Source organism: Bacillus sp. AFS098217 (assembly GCF_002551815.1).
Lineage (GTDB): Bacteria > Bacillota > Bacilli > Bacillales > Bacillaceae_G > Bacillus_A.
Window position 1 is genome coordinate 59193 of record NZ_NVPR01000054.1, and the last position, 16916, is coordinate 76108.

Consider the following 16916-nt stretch of genomic DNA (forward strand, 5'->3'; position numbering starts at 1 on the left):
ATAAGTCTTATTTTTTTACAAGTTGTTTTGTTACAAAGCCTGTTGTATAAACTCCACTTTGGAACACTTCATCTTCCAACACTTGCAATAGCATGGATGTATTTGTTTTGATACCCTCTACTTTTAGGTTTTGAAGAGCATCCTGTAATTTTCCAATAGCTTCTTTACGCGTTTCACCGTGTGCAATCACTTTTGCAATCATTGGATCATAAAAAGGTGTAATTGTTACATTATTCTCTAAAAAGTGATCAATACGTACATCAGTTGGTAAAGTGAGTTCTGTAATTTTCCCTGGAGATGGGAAAAATGTTTTTGGATCTTCCGCATAAATACGCGCTTCAATAGCATGGCCACTACGATTTACATCATCCTGCGTAAAGGACAACTTTTCACCATATGCAATGCGAAGCTGTTGTTCAACGAGATCTAGGCCAGTAATTTCTTCCGTAACGGGATGCTCCACTTGTAGCCTTGTATTCATTTCTAAGAAATAAAAGTTTTTCTGGTCATCTACAAGAAACTCAACTGTACCTGCATTTGTATAACCAAGAGCTTTTGCTGCTTGTACAGCAACCTCCCCCATCGCTTTACGTGTTTCCTCATCTAAAAATGGAGACGGTGCTTCTTCAATCACTTTTTGATTCCGGCGCTGTACAGAACATTCACGTTCCCATAAATACACTGTATTGCCATGTGTATCTGCAAGAAGTTGAATTTCGATATGATGTGCATCTGCAATATATCGCTCTAAATACATTTCGCCATTACCAAAGAAGTTTTGTGCACGCGTTTTATTGCTCTCAAATGCTTTGGTGAGCGTTTGCTCAGTTTCCATCAACTGCATTCCAATGCCTCCGCCACCAGCGGATGCCTTTAGCATTAATGGATAACCAATTTGTTTTGCAATTTCAATTGCTTCCTCAGCAGTCTCAATATTTGTTGTGATTCCTGGGACAACTGGAACATTTGCTCCTTGCATTGCTAGGCGAGATTCGATTTTGCTTCCCATTTTCGCAATAATCTCTTCAGAAGGGCCGATAAATACAATCCCTTCTTCTTTACAGCGAATAGCCAAGGAAGGATTTTCTGATAATAACCCATACCCTGGGTGAATCGCTTCAGCATCTGTTTTCTTAGCAATTTCTATAATCTTTTCAAGATTCAAATAACTCTCTTGAACACGCGGGCCACCTACTAGATAAGCTTCATTTGCTAGTTTTACATGAAGAGCATTTTCATCTGCTTGTGAATAAATAGCAACTGTACGAATTCCAAGTTTTTTACAAGTTTTCATAATACGGACTGCGATTTCCCCGCGATTCGCAATTAATATTTTTTGAAACATAGTGAGCCCTCCTTTTATCTACACCCTAAATGTCTTGCAATTACGAGACGTTGAATTTCAGAAGTTCCTTCACCAATTTCTAAAAGTTTCGCATCACGAATATGACGTTCTACTTCATATTCACGCATATAACCGTATCCACCATGAATTTGTACTGCCTGATTAGATATGCGACTTGCTGCTTCAGATGCAAATAATTTTGCCATAGCCGCTTCTTTGCCGAAAGGTTTATCATGATCTTTTAACCAAGCTGCTTTATGTACTAAATTACGTGCCAATTCTACTTCAGTAGCCATGTCTGCCAGTTTAAATTGAATCGCTTGGAAATTAGAAATTGTTTTTCCAAATTGCTGGCGTTCTTTCGCATATTGAAGTGCACGTTCAAAAGCAGATTGTGCAATTCCAACAGCTAATGCAGCAATTGAAATACGCCCTCCATCAAGTGTATATAAGAATTGTTTAAATCCCTTATTTACATCGCCAAGAATATTCTCCCTCGGTACACGTACACCATCAAGTACAATCTCACAAGTATTAGAAGCGCGAACTCCCATCTTATCGTATGGACTGGAAATCGTTAATCCTTCACTTGTCGTTGGTACAATAAATGCAGAAATACGTTTTTTTCCTCTTTCATCAACACCGTTGATAGCGGTTACGATAATTGTATTTGCATACTCTGCATTTGTAATCCAGCACTTCTCACCATTAATCACATATTCATCGCCATCTAAAATTGCTTTCGTTTGTGTGCCTCCTGCATCTGATCCTGCATTCGGTTCTGTTAAACCAAAAGCACCTAGTGTTTTTCCAGATGCCATTGGAACTAAATATTTTTGCTTTTGTTCTTCTGTACCGAAGTAATAAATAGGAGAAGCACCTAATGAGATTGTTGCAGCATAACTTAAACCTGTACCACCACAAGCACGGCCAATTTCTTCAACAGCTAACGCGTACGATAGTGTATCGCCACCAGAACCTCCATACTCTTCTGGGAATGGGATTCCTAACAAACCTAGTTCGCCCATTTTTTGAAACGTTTCATATGGAAATTCCGCTGTTTTATCATAATACACAGCCTTTGGTGCGATTTCCTTTTCAGCAAAGTCACGTACCATTTCTTTAATCATTTGTTTTTCGCGAGTTAGAGTAAATTCCATTCCATTACACACCCCTTATCGAATATTGAGTTTCGACAGCGTGCGAGTCTGTACTACAAACATTGCTTTTAAAAGACATGAACATTAGTTAGATAATTGTTATAATTCTGTCATAATTTAATTTTAAAACAGAATCTGTCCTCATGCACAAAAAAATTCCTACATTGTTCTACAACAACATAGGAATTTCTGTGTCGAATTATGCTATTTTTTCTTTAATAGTCTCGCCCTTTACCTGAATCTGAAATTTCTACTAATGCTTCAGGATACGGTTCAAAATATGTTTGTCTTAACAAATAGTGTTCTTCAAAACGAAGAACCCATGACTTTAAAACTACAAGTAAACTACTAAGAGGTATTTTCTTTTCTGCATATTTTTTTAGGAGTGTTAAAAAATACTCCTTTTCTTGCTTGTTCAACTTATCTTTAAAGTATCCAAAAATATGCTGACATACGTTTATATTTGATGTGTAGCGAGGTGTTCGTTTCAATAATTCATATAAGGTTTTCTCATAATTCTCAAAGATATTATCCTTTGTATGATTCGCAATAATTCGGCCTAATTCTTTTTGTTTCACCTGGTTATATGCCATAAATAAATATTTGTAATCTGACTGAAATGACACTAATTCTTTCAGATTTTTATTTTGTTTTATTGTTTTAAAATGAGCAATTGTAAACAACCTCGTAAAGAAATGTTCACGAATAATAAAATTCGACAATCTACCTTCTTCCTCTATTGCAGCATGCGAAAAATTTTTTAATACCGCACCGCCAAACAGACCAGTACCTTTCCCTTTTGCTGGTGATTTTTCATATCCTGTATAAAATTTCACATCCCTCGTTCCACAACTCGGCGAACGGCTCTTTAAAATAAAACCATCAACATCCGGCAGAGCACTTAAAAATTGATCAGAAAACCGTTGCATTCTCTCTGTTATATCTTCTTTTGTTGAAGGTTGTACAAGTTTGTGAATTCCGCTTTCTTCGACAATCCGAATCGTCTCACGAGGGATTCCTAATCCGATTTCTACTTCAGGACATACCGGAATAAATGTAACAAACGGCTGTAAATTTCGAATTGTAACATCAGAAATCATATCCCCGTTATAACGGCAAGCATCAAATTCTAGACATTTACTTACAACGACTGTTGGTTTAGCAAATTGTCGCATTTTATTACCTCCGCGGCGTTAATCCATACAATATAAAGTGAATTGTATTTTCAATTTCCACTTCATCATCCCATTTTTCTTCAGGTAATAATAAAAATCGAGTTAAAATTAAACCCATTATAGCTGATAAAGTAAAGCGTATAACTGAAGGGGTTGGCATTTCAATAATTTGTCCTTGTTCCTGAAAATGTATGATTAATTTTGTAAAGCGGGAAAAAAGTTCTTTTTCTACTAATTGTTGTATTTCATTTTTTAATTCTGGTTGAAACGGTACTTCTTGTATTAAAATTTTTAACATTGGAAAATGCTTTTTTGCGAATTCAAATCGATTTCGAATTGCACTTCTTAAAAAATCTTCATACGTTTCATACGTATTTTCCAGTATTTCTTTTGCGAAAGCCTGTACGAAAAATGGAGCGACAAACTTTGTTAAAGTTGGCATGACAACCGCTAATAGTAAATCTTTTTTCGTCTTGTAGTAGCGGAAGATCGTTCCTTCCGCTACACCAGCACGCTTTGCGATTTCGCTCGTTGAAGTGGATGCATATCCTTTTTCTCCAAACATATCAACCGCTGCTTCCAAAATACGCATCTGACGTTCATTGCGTTTATCTGTATCTGCACTAGCAATCAACTCTTCCAGCCAATCTTTCTTCATTCGTAAAGCCCCTTTTTTATAAACATTATATTTTGCGATGTTTCTTCAAAGCAAATACATTCCCTACTGCAAATAATACTGCGAAAAATAGTAATACACCAAGATCACCAGCAATTTCAGAAAACCCCTGGTTACGAATCATCACTTGTCGCATCGCATCAGCGCCATATGTGAGCGGAAATAACTTTCCTAACATTTGTAGCCACTTATTCATTGATTCAATTGGAAATAAACCTGAAAAGAAAATTTGTGGCACGATGACAAGCGGAATAAACTGAATCATTTGGAATTCATTATTTGCATATGCTGACAAGAATGTTCCTAGTGTTAATGCGGTTAACGAAAGCATGCATGTAATAAGTAAGGTAAGCCATAGAGATCCTGCGACATACAAATCAAGAATATACACAGAAAAACTTACAATGATAACTGATTGTAAAAATGCAAAAATACCAAATCCAAGTAAATAACCAACAACTATTTCCCATCGGCGTACTGGAGTGGATAATAATCGTTCTAATGTCCCGCTTAAACGTTCCCGCACAAAGGATACGCCTGATAAAATAAAGACAAAGAAAAATGTGAAAAATCCAATCAGCACAGGCCCGAGTCCATCAAACATCGTAAAGTCGGCAGAGCCATGTAAAAAATTAATTTCTGGTTTCATTCCAGGCAGATCATTTTTTCCTGTCCCTTTTTGTAATACTTGAAGTACAGCATGATTTTTTGAAGAATCGCTACCTTCTAGTAATACGTTTAGTTTTCCGTTTTCTAAAGTTATAATCGCATCAATTTGTTGCTTTTCTAATTTCGTATACGCATTGTCTTTACTATATTCATAAATGGTTACATCCTGTTTTTTCATTGACTCCACTACAGGTGCTGGGACATCTACTACTGCAATATGCGGCGTATAATCCTTTTGGGTAAACACAAGTGATAATAGCCAAAGAAGTAACATGGGCGCTCCAAACATCATCGCAAGTGAACGTTTATCTCGAAGGAACTGACGAATAATCCGAATTGTTACACCACCAATTCTCATTACTCAACCACTCCTTCCAATAAAAAGACATCTTCAATCCGTCCTGATGAAGTCTGATTTTTTAATTCTTCTGGGGTACCACTTGCAATTAACTTACCATCTCGAATTAACCCGAGGCGCTCACAAAATTCAGCTTCATCCATAATATGTGTTGTCACAATAATCGTTGTTCCTTGTTTTTTCAGCTCATAGAACTTCTCCCAAATGGATTTACGAAGAACTGGGTCAATCCCAACCGTTGGTTCATCTAAAATTAATAGCTTTGGTTCATGGAGAAGTGCCATGGCAAGGGATAAACGTTTCTTCATTCCACCTGAAAAATGTTGCACTTGCTTTTTGGCATGTTGAGATAATTGCACCAATGCAAAAACCTCTTCTATTCTCTCTTTCTTGCGCTTCCCTTTTAACCCATACATTGTCGCAATAAAATCGGCATTTTCATAAGCTGATAATTCTTCATAGAGGGCATCAGCTTGCGCCATATACCCAATACGCTTCATCTCATCTAGATTAGGCATTTTTGTTCCTAGAGCTGTTACCTCACCAGTCGTTGACTCACTAATGCCAGCAATCATCTTGATAAGTGTTGTTTTCCCAGAACCTGAAGGACCTACTAAGCCAAAAATTTCTGTCTGCGTTATGGATAAAGAAATATTATGCAATACTTCTTTCTTTCCGAAACGTTTTGATACATCTTGTAAATTTACGGAGATTTGCGACACTAAAATCATCCTCCTTTATATAAATGAGTGAGTACTCACTTTTATTTTACTCTTGAAGCATTATATGTCAAATTTTATTTATAAGTATTTCTAACCTTTTTAAAAACAAATACATTTTCGATAAAACAATGAAACAGAGTCGACGATAGAATACATTTCTCATTGCCGACTCTGCTTCATTTTACAACATTATTTATAAGCTATGTCTCTAGTTTTAAATACTTTTTAATCCTAGCAAGATCAAAAGAATACTCGATTACTAATTGCTGGATAGGCAAAATAACTTTTTCAGGATACAAATGTGCATGTTTTAATGTTTCTGTATATGTTTCTAACCTTTTTTCTAAATACTTTACAATTTGCTCAGGATGATTCACCAATAAACATTGACTATAATAATGAATTTGTTCTTCAATTGCTGTGTATTCCTCAATTTCAAATTCTTTATGCATGTCTACACTCCTTTATAAAAAGTTTTTTATATGCACAAGCCATAAATATTCTAAACTTAACAAAAACTGAGTATTTTAATTATTTATACTATAACAAAGAAAGGTCGTCAAAATTTGTTAGTTTATGTAACGTAGAACAAATTTAACAAAATTGTAATGGATACTTGTACTAAAAAAGTCGTACAGGTTTAATTCAGCTGTACGACTACAATTTCTGGTCTATTAAAAACCCTTTGCGGAATGACACTATTTCCTAGTCCCCTACTTACTATCATGGAAGTATTTTGTTCCTCATACAAACCTGCAGTATATTTAGGCAATACCCCTTGATTAGGTGCAACTAATCCTCCTATGAAAGGTAATCTTACTTGCCCTCCATGAGCATGTCCTGATAAAACTAAATCGATCTGTTGCTCGGCATACACTTGTAGAAGTTCAGGTCTATGAGAAAGCAATAATTTATATCCGTCCGAACCTATCGTATCTTTCGCTTTAACGACTTCATTTTTTACTGTGGTTATCTCTTCATTTTCATCGTTATTTTTCGCGGTAAATGCTGGATCATCTATGCCGAGAAGATAAATTTCCTGTCCATCTTTTTGAATACGTACATGTTCATTTCTTAAAACTATAACATTTTGTCTTTTCAGCTCTTTTTCTAAGCTATCATACCGCCCTGACCATGATTCATGATTTCCTGTAACAAAATAAACAGGATAGTGTTTTACAAGTTCTTTCATTCCCCTTAAACTCGCTGCTGCATCGTATCTTTTACTATCAACTAAATCCCCTGTAATGACAATAATCTCAGGGTTCAAACTTTTTACTTTCTCAATTAAAATTTCTTGGTTTTCTCCAAATTTTTTACTATGTAAATCTGACAATTGTACAATTTTAAATCCCTTGAAATTAGAAGGTATCTTACTAGATGTTATAGATATTTTACTTACACTTATTAAATTATTTTGTACATATGAAAATGCACTGACTCCTATTGCTAATGCGCTTATAATGAGTAACTTTTTATATCTTTTTTTCATATCTTCTCCCATCTATCAATTCTTTTTAATTATATCGTTACTATCTTATCAAATGGTTTATTTTCACAAAACAGTTACTACTATATTTTTATAATGTTTTATATAATTTCAATACAGTATGTGAAATTATCATTTTCGTCATTCCTTATCGATTTGGTAATAGTAATAAAAAACCGCCTAAGATTATCCTTAGGCGATTCAATTTATTACTATTTAGCTAATGATTTCGTTTCTCTCATTACATCAATGAAGTATCCCCAGTTATTCAGTACAGAAGAAATACTAATATGTTCATCTGGTGTATGAACATTAAAAATATCTGGTCCGAATGAGATAGCATCTAATTCAGGCATTTTTTGAACAAATACACTACATTCGATACCAGCGTGAACTGCATAAATTTCAACATCTTTGTTATATTTCTCTTTATGCACTTTTTCAAACAAATTGCGAATTGGAGAATTGGGATTATATGGCCATTCTGGATACTCAGATTCTTTTTCAAATTGCGCTCCAACTAACTCAGCAATCTGCTTAATTTCATTCATAATGTGCTGCTTTAAACTACTTACAGAACTTCTAACTTCGTTCTTCAATTTAATTTCATTATGTAGCGTTTCAATAACCCCTAGGTTTGTTGAACTTTCTACAAGTCCTTTAATGTCCATGCTCATGCCTTGGATACCATTTGGAATTAAGAATAAAGAAGAAATGAGTTGTTTTTGTGTTTCTTTTGCAAACACTTTTTCTACGTTTCCTTCTAATTTTGTAAGTGCAACATGCACATCAGGATCTACAGCTCGTAGTTCTTCCTGTAGAACACGTGTCCATTCTTCTACTTTTTCTTCTACCTTTTGTACATCATTTACAGATAATAAGATTGTTGCTACACTTTCACGTGGAATTGCATTTGTTTTTAATCCACCATGAATTTCACTCATGTTAAATTGAACTTCATTCGATAAATCATAAAGAACTCGTCCTAACACTTTATTCGCATTACCACGTTGCTTATCAATTTCCATACCAGAATGGCCACCTTTTAGCCCTCCAACGTATAGACGATATGCAGCTAAATCAGTAGGTGTGTCATCCCAAATAACAGAAATTGTTTCAACTGCTTTTGCTCCGCCTGCGCTACTCACTAGTAATTTATGATCTTCTTCAGAGTCAATATTAATAAATATTTTCCCGTCAAAATGTTTCGGATCAACAGCAAAAGCACCACCCATTGTTGTCTCTTCTTCTGTTGTAATCACAACTTCAAGAGCTGGATGCGAGATATCAGTTGAATCTAATAACGCTAATGCATATGCAACTGCAATACCATTATCTGCACCTAAAGTCGTTTGATTTGCATACAGCATGTCCCCAACAATTCGCAATTGAATTGGGTCCTTTTCAAAATCATGAACAGTTGCTTGGTTTTTCTCACAAACCATATCCATATGACCCTGGATGATAATTGCAGGAACCTTTTCGTATCCATTAGTTGCTGGCTTTTTAATGATTACATTTAACGCTTCATCTTGTACAACTTCTAAATTACGATCCTTGGCAAATTTCACTAAGTAATCACTAATTTCTTTTTCATTCCCTGATCCTCGTGGAATCTTTGAAATTTCTGCAAAATGATAAAATACAGGGTGTTTTGTTAATTGTTCTAAATTAGAATACATGTTTAAGCTCCTCTCCTAAATGCAAATGATTAGATAAAAGTTCTTTTTAAATTTCAGAGCATTCTTTTCTTTACCATTATATCATGCGCCATCGTTTTACTATAAGCATTGGTATAATCATTTTTTTAACATATATAAAGTAGTATTTTATCTCAGCATTACAACTAGCAACATACTACACCTATGATAATAATAACGGGATAAAACCACTTCAAAATCTAAATTATTAGCATCATTTCTAAGGATGATTATCTAAATGACGTATTTCAAGTGAGAAGCATACATAGTTAAATGTAGATTAATTTTTAGGACTATATTTTTCATTACTAATTACGGTATGTGAAATCATTCAATTCAAACTAGCAAAAAGCCCTTAATATTAGTTTAAAGCAAAATAAAAAAGAAAATGCTTCTATGCATTTTCTTTCAATTTTTTCCCTTGTATATATTTTGATACATCATTACTCATAAGCTTTTCTAACTGATTAATATTTTCCGTTAATGCACCTTTTACAAGAGAGAAATCTGTATTCGATACTTCTTTTTTTTCCTTAAAAAACGAAAGGTTTTTTGATTTTGTTTCTTTCATTTCTTTTCCCCCTTTTGTAAAAAAGATACAATCTTTATCTATCTTTATTATATCTTAAAATAGAAAGGATGCACTGTCATCCTTTTCTTCTTAATTCTTCTTCTAAATCTTCTACTTGCTGCATTGTATCTCCTTTTATTAAAGAGAAATCCGTTGCATCTTCAGTCTCTTCCTTGAAAAATTCATTACTATATTCTTTTTCCACTACAATCACCTCTACGTGCTAGTTTTGGGATGATTGTCCGATTTTATTCAACTTTTGTCCAATTCCCTCGAAATTTGTTCAAAATTATGTATAAGAGAAAAGGACAGAATTGTAATTCTGTCCTCACTTACTAAAATAACTATGATGAATTGTTAAGTTATATACATTTTCAAAATCTCGATCTTGGAGATTATTCTTTTGTCCATCAATGACAATACAAATGTCTTTTACTATTTTTGCTGGTATAATGCCGACATTTTCTATTTGCACTGCTTTTTGTTCGTTTAATTTCTCTATATGTTCTAAAGGTATTGTAATACTAAATTGAGAGCGAACACCACGAAAATGTGTATTTAATTCTTCAGCAGTAACAAACACAACAATCTTTGCTCCAATTTTTTCTGCATACGCATCCAAAAATGCATTTAAATTTTGTACATATTCCCTCTCTGTTTGCCACTCCATTGTACCAAATGCTGCTGGGTTTACATTCTGAATAATTGTTGTGTAAATCTCACCTCGTGCTTTCGAAGCAATTAATGATCGCTTAATAGATTGAACCGTCTTTCCAATATCACTAAATTTCGCGCCCCATATTTCAGAAATATTTGGAGTTAAAATAAACGCAATATCGACAAATATCACCATCGTAACAAACATTAAAATATTTTTCCAGAGGGTTAAATCAATTCCTTTTATCATGAAATAAATTGTGACTGATGTAATAAACGCACCATACCATGTTTTTCGAATAAGTTGCTTTTTCTCTTCATACAATTCTTCATTTTTCCAATAAAAGAAAATAAGAAATAAAAAAACTAGTACGAGAAAAAACAAACCAATTCGAATGTTAGAGACAGTCAATCACATCACCCTCCATTCAAAAACTTCTCACAATATCATTACATGCTCAACTCTCTCTCATTATGACAAAAGACGTGGACAACCTTCTAAAGTTAGCAGCGTTGCATATACATGAGAAGGAAGCCACGTCTTTTATAGAATGAATCTACATTTTATATGTAAACAAGCCTGTATTTCAACTTTTCAAACATATTTTCACAAAGAAATATGTTTTGGAATTACACCCTTAGGTACTTCGCCATCCATACTTAAATAGTAGTGACGAATTGGGTGTAAATTTTCATCTAACTCATATACAAGCGGAATACCCGTTGGAACGTTTAGCGATACAACTCCATCATTCGATAAATGATCTAAATATTTCACGAGAGAGCGAATTGTATTACCATGCGATGAAATGATTACTTTTTGATTTGATTGTAATGTTGGTGCAATTTCCTTATGCCAAAAATCCAGCACTCTTTGTTCTGTGTCCTCTAAACACTCTGTAAGTGGAAACTCGCCTTTTTTTAACAATTTATATCTTGGATCAGTAGCTTCATATCTCGGATCGTCTTCAGTAAGAGCTGGCGGTCTTACATCGGTACTTCTTCTCCAAATATGAACTTGTTCATCTCCGTATTTCTTAGCCGTTTCTTCTTTATTTAATCCTTGAAGTGCTCCGTAATGTCTTTCATTTAGCTTCCATGATTTATGTACAGGAATCCAAGTCAGATCCATTTCATGGAGGATAATCCATAGTGTTCGAATTGCTCGTTTTAATACGGATGTGTACGCAATATCAAACGTGTATCCATTGTTTTTTAATATTGCACCAGCTTCTCTTGCCTCGTTTAATCCATTTTTTGATAAATCTACATCTGTCCATCCTGTAAATTTGTTTTCCAGATTCCATAAACTTTGTCCGTGACGAATAAGTACAAGCTTTATCATAATAATTCCCCTTTCGGAAATAATCATTTGAATTTTGCAATGCGTACACGTAATAAAGTATCTGGCAATGTTCATTTTTTATCCATGTATTCTATCATTTATTCATAGTTGCCAAAATACACGGATAAAATGTATTCTTTTTCAAACTCTAAAAACAGAAGAATGAATCATTTCCTTATTTTTAATCAACTGGTTCTTCACGCTTAGATAACCATGCATCAAAGCCTAGACGGCTATTAGCTAGTTCATTCATAACTTGATGCCAATTCTCTTCACAGCTTTCACCAAATTTTGAAAAAATACTTCCCATTTGTTCTCTTTGCACATCGCTTAGTTTTTTCTCTAGCTCTGCTCCTTCTTTAGTTAGGGCAAGCTGCTTCACACGACGATCATGCTCGGCTTCATTGCTTTCAATAAGCCCCTTTTCAAGAAGCTGACGAAGTGGTCCGTGAAGAGCTTGTTTACTTATTTCTAACAGAGATAGTAATTCATTTATACTAAGCCCTGGAAAACGAGCAATAAAAAATAAAATTCGATGATGCACTCGCTGTATACCATATTCTTTTATAATTTCATCTGGTTTTTCTGTAAATGTTTTATATGCAAAATAAAACAATGCAAGTGCCTGATTCATTTGTTCTTCTTTATGTTGTGTCATCTACTTTCCCCCTATATGTAAATTATACCACAATTTATCTCTGGGATATTACATCGACAGATTTGACTTAGTAAAAGGGAACTTCTCCCAAATCTAATAGTAGAGCTTGCAAAGAAGTTACTCTCCTCAATCAAATTAATCTTTAACTTTATTTTTATATCTATTTCCCAACTTCATAGCGAAGAACTGAGGAATCAAATTCAAAAAACTCACAACTACTAATAGTTGAGAAGGTGAAAATGGCTTAAAGTAACCAGCATCCCACCCTATCCCTATCGTATCTTCCATCCTGCCGATAAAATAAAATGAAATAATTACAGATACAATATTTCCGATAATAAGTGGAATTGAGTTACTTAGTAATTGTCCAAGGAACGCAAGAAGCGAAGTTGCTACAATCATTATTAAATAGCCAAGCATTGAACGATTGGCAAAGTCTTGGTGCATCGAAAAATAGACAAACGGAAAACAGTATAAACAGACTATTAAGATGCTAATTCCTATTTTCCTCACATTTTCACCTCATTTTGTAATTTTAAATAGAAGCAATAGAATTGATAAAAAAAACGTATTACTCATTAGATTGAGAATACGTTTTTATTTACTATCATATACCTAGTTTTCCGAAAGGTTTAACTGCCAAGAAACACCATACTTATCATTAAGCCAACCGAATTTTTTACTGAATGGATAGGCTGCAAGCGGCATTAAAACTTCTCCTTCTTGTACTAGTTTATTAAAAACTTCATCAATTTCCTCTTCTGTATCACAATTTACATATAACGACATAGAAGGAGTAAATGTAAAGTCATGCTTCACATTACTGTCTATACACATAAATTCTTGTCCATTTAATGTAAATGTTGCATGCATTACAGTTCCTTCTTTTCCTGGTCCATTCGCACCGTAACGAGAAATATTTATAATCTCTGACTGATCCAATAAGGAAGTATATAAATTCATCGCTTCCTCTGCATTACCATCAAACATTAAAAAAGTAGTAATTTTTTGTTTTGTATTCTTCAATTAGAAGCATCCCCCTTTTATGTAAATACATATGAAATCGTTCGTTCACCTAACAAGTCGAACGTATATTCCTATAATTGTATTTTCCTCAAAAAGTATAGGGGTGTCAACTAATTATTTAGTGTTTGTATTTATTTGCTCACCTTCTATTCCGTCAAGAAGTTCGATGATTTTTTCTTGACTTATAAAGGGGGCTAGGCTAGCAAGCTTTTCTATATTCAATTCATTATCCATCATTTGATCCACCAAATGATGGATCGTTTCCTGATCAAGAAATGGTACAAGTGTGTGAACGCCCTCCCAATTCAAATCAGAATTTTCCATACGGAATACAAGCTGCTTTATATATTCTTTATCCAGAAATGGTGCAATTCCACCAAGATATTGTGCATCTACTTCTAAAATTGTATCAGCTAATTTTATTAAAGCATTCTTACTAATAAACGGAGCCAAACCAGAAATAAGTTCCCATTTCACTTCTTCATCTTTCACATTTGTTACTAATTCGTCTAACGTTTCTTGATTAATAAAAGGAGCGAGTTGTAATATGATAGCTAAATCAAATTTATTCTGTTTAATATTCTCAGTGATTTTTTGTAAGGAGCTTGCCTTTACGAGAGGAGCTACTTCAATCATATCTTCTATATTCACTGTCCCATCATTTATCATATTTGCTGCGTGCTCTGGACGATTATCTATAATCGTTTCTATCATTTTACCTACCTTTGTTTGATTTTTAATTGAATTACCTACATATAAAATGTCATCTATAGTTTTTTCGAATAAACGGGCAAGTTCAGAGAGCGTCCCGATATCTGGTAATGATTCTCCTCTTTCCCATTTTGAAACTGCCTGATGACTAACATTTAATTGATTTGCCAATTCCATTTGAGTCCAATCTTTTTCTTTACGAAGGTTCGAAATATATGCCCCAATCTTTCTTACATCTACCATTACTTATTCCTCCTAAAAATTCAAATTAGCGCGCTGTTAAAATGAACTTAACACACTCAATTCTACTATCCTATCAACTATTCGTTGCATAGTATTCATTCAACTAACAGTAGAATGAGCCAATGTAAAAAAACAGGGTCAAAAATAAAAAGTCCCTTCAAAGAGGTGAAAGGACTAGCTTGCAGCGCTTATGCTAATAGTATCTCTTTTTCTGCTTAAACAAAGATAACTTATCTGATATACCAGCATCCAACACCTCATTAAGAGCGGTCAATATTTTTCATGATCTCCCCAATCAATCCCTGCTCTTCTGCCGACATATCAGCATGATTCTCCCTATCATATCACGCTGTTTCGCCCTCATTTCTCAATATTCTTTTTGTTACAATTGCTATTACTATCATTATGAAACTTATAAACAATATAGGTAAATAAACTTTTATACTAAAGGTTTCAAACATAAATCCATATATGACCTGCCCTATAGGTGCCATACATTGAGCAACTGCTGTAATAATTGCCATGACTTTTCCTAAATTTTCATTTGGTGTTTTTTTTTGCACAACTGTAATAACAAAGATAGAGATAATTGTCATTGCCATTGCAATAAGGATTGCACACAAGATAAAGAGAATAAACGACGGGTAGTATCCAATTTTAAGAATGAGAGGCATAACGGAAACAGCCATTGGTATAATTAAAAGAGCAATGATAAGTAACCACTTATATATTGTGTTCATTTTCATCTTTTTTGCAAAGAAACCGATAGATAAGGCCCCTAAAATTGTAGCAAAATCTATAAGCCCCATCCCGATACCATATAATGTGTCGCTACTTTGCATCGTTACCCGTAAAATGATGGGGCCACCGACAACAAAGAGTGGTGTGAGGATTAGGTTAAGCAATGCCGCAAGGATCATAGCTTTGAAAATATAAGGCTCTCTGACAACATAAGTAAACCCAGCTCTCATGTCTTTTATAATTGTCGGTACAATGTGCTCATTCTGCTCCCTTTTCACAAATGGTATTTTAATAAACATCTCTAATATTGCCGACAAGAAAAAGGCAATACAACTCATCACAACAAGTACTTTTAAACCTACAACACCATACAGTACACCGCCCAAAACAGGAGCCGCTACACTTGACAATGCTTGAACACCATTCACGATACCATTTGCCTGCTCCAATTTTTTTTCTGTAACGAGCAGCGGAATACTCGCCATAACAACAGGAGTATACATCGCGCTAATAATTGCTAACAAAATCATGACAACGCCGATAAGTATCACAGAAGTATTACTGACTGATAATAACAAAAGAAAGCCGAAAATAATAACACTACTTATCATGTCATAGATGACCATCAAATTACGTCGGTTAAATCTATCTGCAATAGCACCGCCAAGGGGCGCTAACAACAAAGGGACACTCGATATAGCATATAAAATAGCATAAATGTCCGCACGCCCCGTTATATCCAGTACATAGAGTGATAAAGCAAAACGTAAAAGAGTGGACCCTAAGATAGATACGATTTGCCCAATCACCATGAAGTTAAAATCTTTAGAAAAAGGGTTTATATGGATACTATTTTGCATCGTATACACACCTTCCATCAGGATATAAGACCGACTGTCGGTCTAAAAATTTTTATAAAAAAGTTATTTTAAGACTGTCCCGTCAAAATAGCTAGAATGTAATCAAAGGTACCTTTTTCAGCTCCAAGAGTGGTTTCCATCATGTTGATGAACGCCTTTGCCTTTTGCATCGCTTCATGAGGCTGCCATTGAAATAATCCTTCGTCAAATATGACTTGTGCAGACGCAATTAAAAATTCTATTGTTTCCCGCGGATAAGCGGTTACAAATATTTTTTCATTGATTCCCTGCTCAATTACCTCTGTCAAAACAGGTGTTAAGTGTAAAATAGCTTGCACTAAACTTTTTTGATGCATTTCTGCATTATTTGGCCGGTGAAATTGTTCAATCATTTTTTCTTTATTCCCACCAGCTTTCGGTACTTGTGCTATTAAAATTTGAAACAACTTATCAAGTACAGGGATATTTGAATTTGCAGCAATCTTTTTCGCTGCTGCTACATCCGCATTTACAATTCTCATAATAATAGCATCCATCACTTCCTCCTTTGATTTGAAATAATGATAAAATGTTCCTTTTGCAATACCAATCTCTCGTAAAATATCACTTACAGTTGTTTTCGTATACCCTTTAGAAGCAAACAACTTTTCTGCTGCATTCAATATTTCGCTTCTACGCTCTTCATACTCCTTTACAACCCTCATAAAAAAAATCCCTTTCACTTAGACTGACTGTCGGTCTAATACAAATATATGTGTATCCTATAAAAAAGTTTCATTCTTATCTATAAATTTTATTGCACATCACAAA

19 protein-coding genes are annotated in these 16916 nt (G+C 34.3%); all 19 read right to left on the reverse strand.

Annotation, left to right across the window (positions count from 1 at the left end; all coding sequences use genetic code 11):
* Positions 1-7: 7 nt before the first annotated feature.
* The 19 genes from COO03_RS15115 to COO03_RS15210 all read right to left on the reverse strand — a co-directional run bounded on the left by COO03_RS15115 (position 8) and on the right by COO03_RS15210 (position 16810).
* Positions 8-1345 carry an acetyl-CoA carboxylase biotin carboxylase subunit gene (locus tag COO03_RS15115; RefSeq protein ID WP_097897943.1) on the reverse strand — a complete coding sequence of 446 codons (1338 nt, stop codon included), beginning with the start codon at positions 1343-1345 and terminating at the stop codon, positions 8-10.
* A gap of 14 nt (positions 1346-1359) precedes the next feature.
* On the reverse strand, positions 1360-2505 hold the full coding sequence (locus COO03_RS15120) for an acyl-CoA dehydrogenase (protein WP_097897944.1): 1146 nt from the start codon (positions 2503-2505) through the stop codon (positions 1360-1362).
* Between the two features lie 215 nt (positions 2506-2720).
* Positions 2721-3680 carry a YbgA family protein gene (locus tag COO03_RS15125; RefSeq protein WP_097897945.1) on the reverse strand — a complete coding sequence of 320 codons (960 nt, stop codon included), beginning with the start codon at positions 3678-3680 and terminating at the stop codon, positions 2721-2723.
* A 4-nt stretch (positions 3681-3684) separates the two neighbouring features.
* On the reverse strand, positions 3685-4338 hold the full coding sequence (locus COO03_RS15130; protein ID WP_097897946.1) for a TetR/AcrR family transcriptional regulator: 654 nt from the start codon (positions 4336-4338) through the stop codon (positions 3685-3687).
* A gap of 25 nt (positions 4339-4363) precedes the next feature.
* Positions 4364-5383, reverse strand: coding sequence for an ABC transporter permease (locus COO03_RS15135; protein ID WP_097897947.1), 1020 nt, complete (start codon positions 5381-5383; stop codon positions 4364-4366).
* A complete protein-coding gene (locus COO03_RS15140) occupies positions 5383-6114 on the reverse strand; it encodes an ABC transporter ATP-binding protein (RefSeq protein WP_373605255.1) in 732 nt (243 codons plus the stop codon). Before COO03_RS15140 ends, COO03_RS15135 begins: the two co-directional genes overlap by 1 nt.
* A gap of 191 nt (positions 6115-6305) precedes the next feature.
* On the reverse strand, positions 6306-6557 hold the full coding sequence (locus COO03_RS15145) for a hypothetical protein (protein WP_097897949.1): 252 nt from the start codon (positions 6555-6557) through the stop codon (positions 6306-6308).
* A gap of 188 nt (positions 6558-6745) precedes the next feature.
* Positions 6746-7597 carry a metallophosphoesterase gene (locus COO03_RS15150; RefSeq protein ID WP_097897950.1) on the reverse strand — a complete coding sequence of 284 codons (852 nt, stop codon included), beginning with the start codon at positions 7595-7597 and terminating at the stop codon, positions 6746-6748.
* 209 nt (positions 7598-7806) lie between these two features.
* Positions 7807-9276: an aminoacyl-histidine dipeptidase gene (locus COO03_RS15155; protein ID WP_097897951.1), complete on the reverse strand. Its 1470-nt coding sequence runs from the start codon at positions 9274-9276 to the stop codon at positions 7807-7809.
* Positions 9277-9688: 412 nt separating this feature from the next.
* Positions 9689-9865, reverse strand: a complete 177-nt coding sequence (spoIISB, locus tag COO03_RS15160) for a stage II sporulation protein SB (protein WP_097897952.1) — start codon at positions 9863-9865, stop codon at positions 9689-9691.
* 76 nt (positions 9866-9941) lie between these two features.
* The gene (locus tag COO03_RS15165; RefSeq protein WP_141523353.1) at positions 9942-10070 is read right to left on the reverse strand and encodes a D-alanyl-D-alanine carboxypeptidase; all 129 of its coding nucleotides are present in this window, start codon (positions 10068-10070) and stop codon (positions 9942-9944) included.
* 123 nt (positions 10071-10193) lie between these two features.
* Positions 10194-10934 carry a type II toxin-antitoxin system SpoIISA family toxin gene (locus COO03_RS15170; RefSeq protein WP_097897954.1) on the reverse strand — a complete coding sequence of 247 codons (741 nt, stop codon included), beginning with the start codon at positions 10932-10934 and terminating at the stop codon, positions 10194-10196.
* A 195-nt stretch (positions 10935-11129) separates the two neighbouring features.
* Positions 11130-11867 (reverse strand): 2,3-diphosphoglycerate-dependent phosphoglycerate mutase, encoded by a 738-nt coding sequence (gene gpmA / locus COO03_RS15180; protein ID WP_097897956.1) that lies wholly within the window; start codon positions 11865-11867, stop codon positions 11130-11132.
* Between the two features lie 181 nt (positions 11868-12048).
* Positions 12049-12525: a MarR family winged helix-turn-helix transcriptional regulator gene (locus tag COO03_RS15185; protein WP_097897957.1), complete on the reverse strand. Its 477-nt coding sequence runs from the start codon at positions 12523-12525 to the stop codon at positions 12049-12051.
* A gap of 135 nt (positions 12526-12660) precedes the next feature.
* Positions 12661-13038 carry a hypothetical protein gene (locus tag COO03_RS15190; RefSeq protein ID WP_097897958.1) on the reverse strand — a complete coding sequence of 126 codons (378 nt, stop codon included), beginning with the start codon at positions 13036-13038 and terminating at the stop codon, positions 12661-12663.
* Positions 13039-13140: 102 nt separating this feature from the next.
* Complete coding sequence (locus COO03_RS15195; protein WP_097897959.1) at positions 13141-13551, reverse strand: VOC family protein; 411 nt, start codon at positions 13549-13551, stop codon at positions 13141-13143.
* Positions 13552-13665: 114 nt separating this feature from the next.
* The gene (locus COO03_RS15200; RefSeq protein ID WP_097897960.1) at positions 13666-14505 is read right to left on the reverse strand and encodes a helix-turn-helix domain-containing protein; all 840 of its coding nucleotides are present in this window, start codon (positions 14503-14505) and stop codon (positions 13666-13668) included.
* Between the two features lie 344 nt (positions 14506-14849).
* Positions 14850-16106 (reverse strand): MFS transporter, encoded by a 1257-nt coding sequence (locus COO03_RS15205; RefSeq protein ID WP_230322482.1) that lies wholly within the window; start codon positions 16104-16106, stop codon positions 14850-14852.
* Positions 16107-16174: 68 nt separating this feature from the next.
* Positions 16175-16810 carry a TetR/AcrR family transcriptional regulator gene (locus COO03_RS15210; protein WP_097897962.1) on the reverse strand — a complete coding sequence of 212 codons (636 nt, stop codon included), beginning with the start codon at positions 16808-16810 and terminating at the stop codon, positions 16175-16177.
* Between the last annotated feature and the right edge of the window lie 106 nt (positions 16811-16916).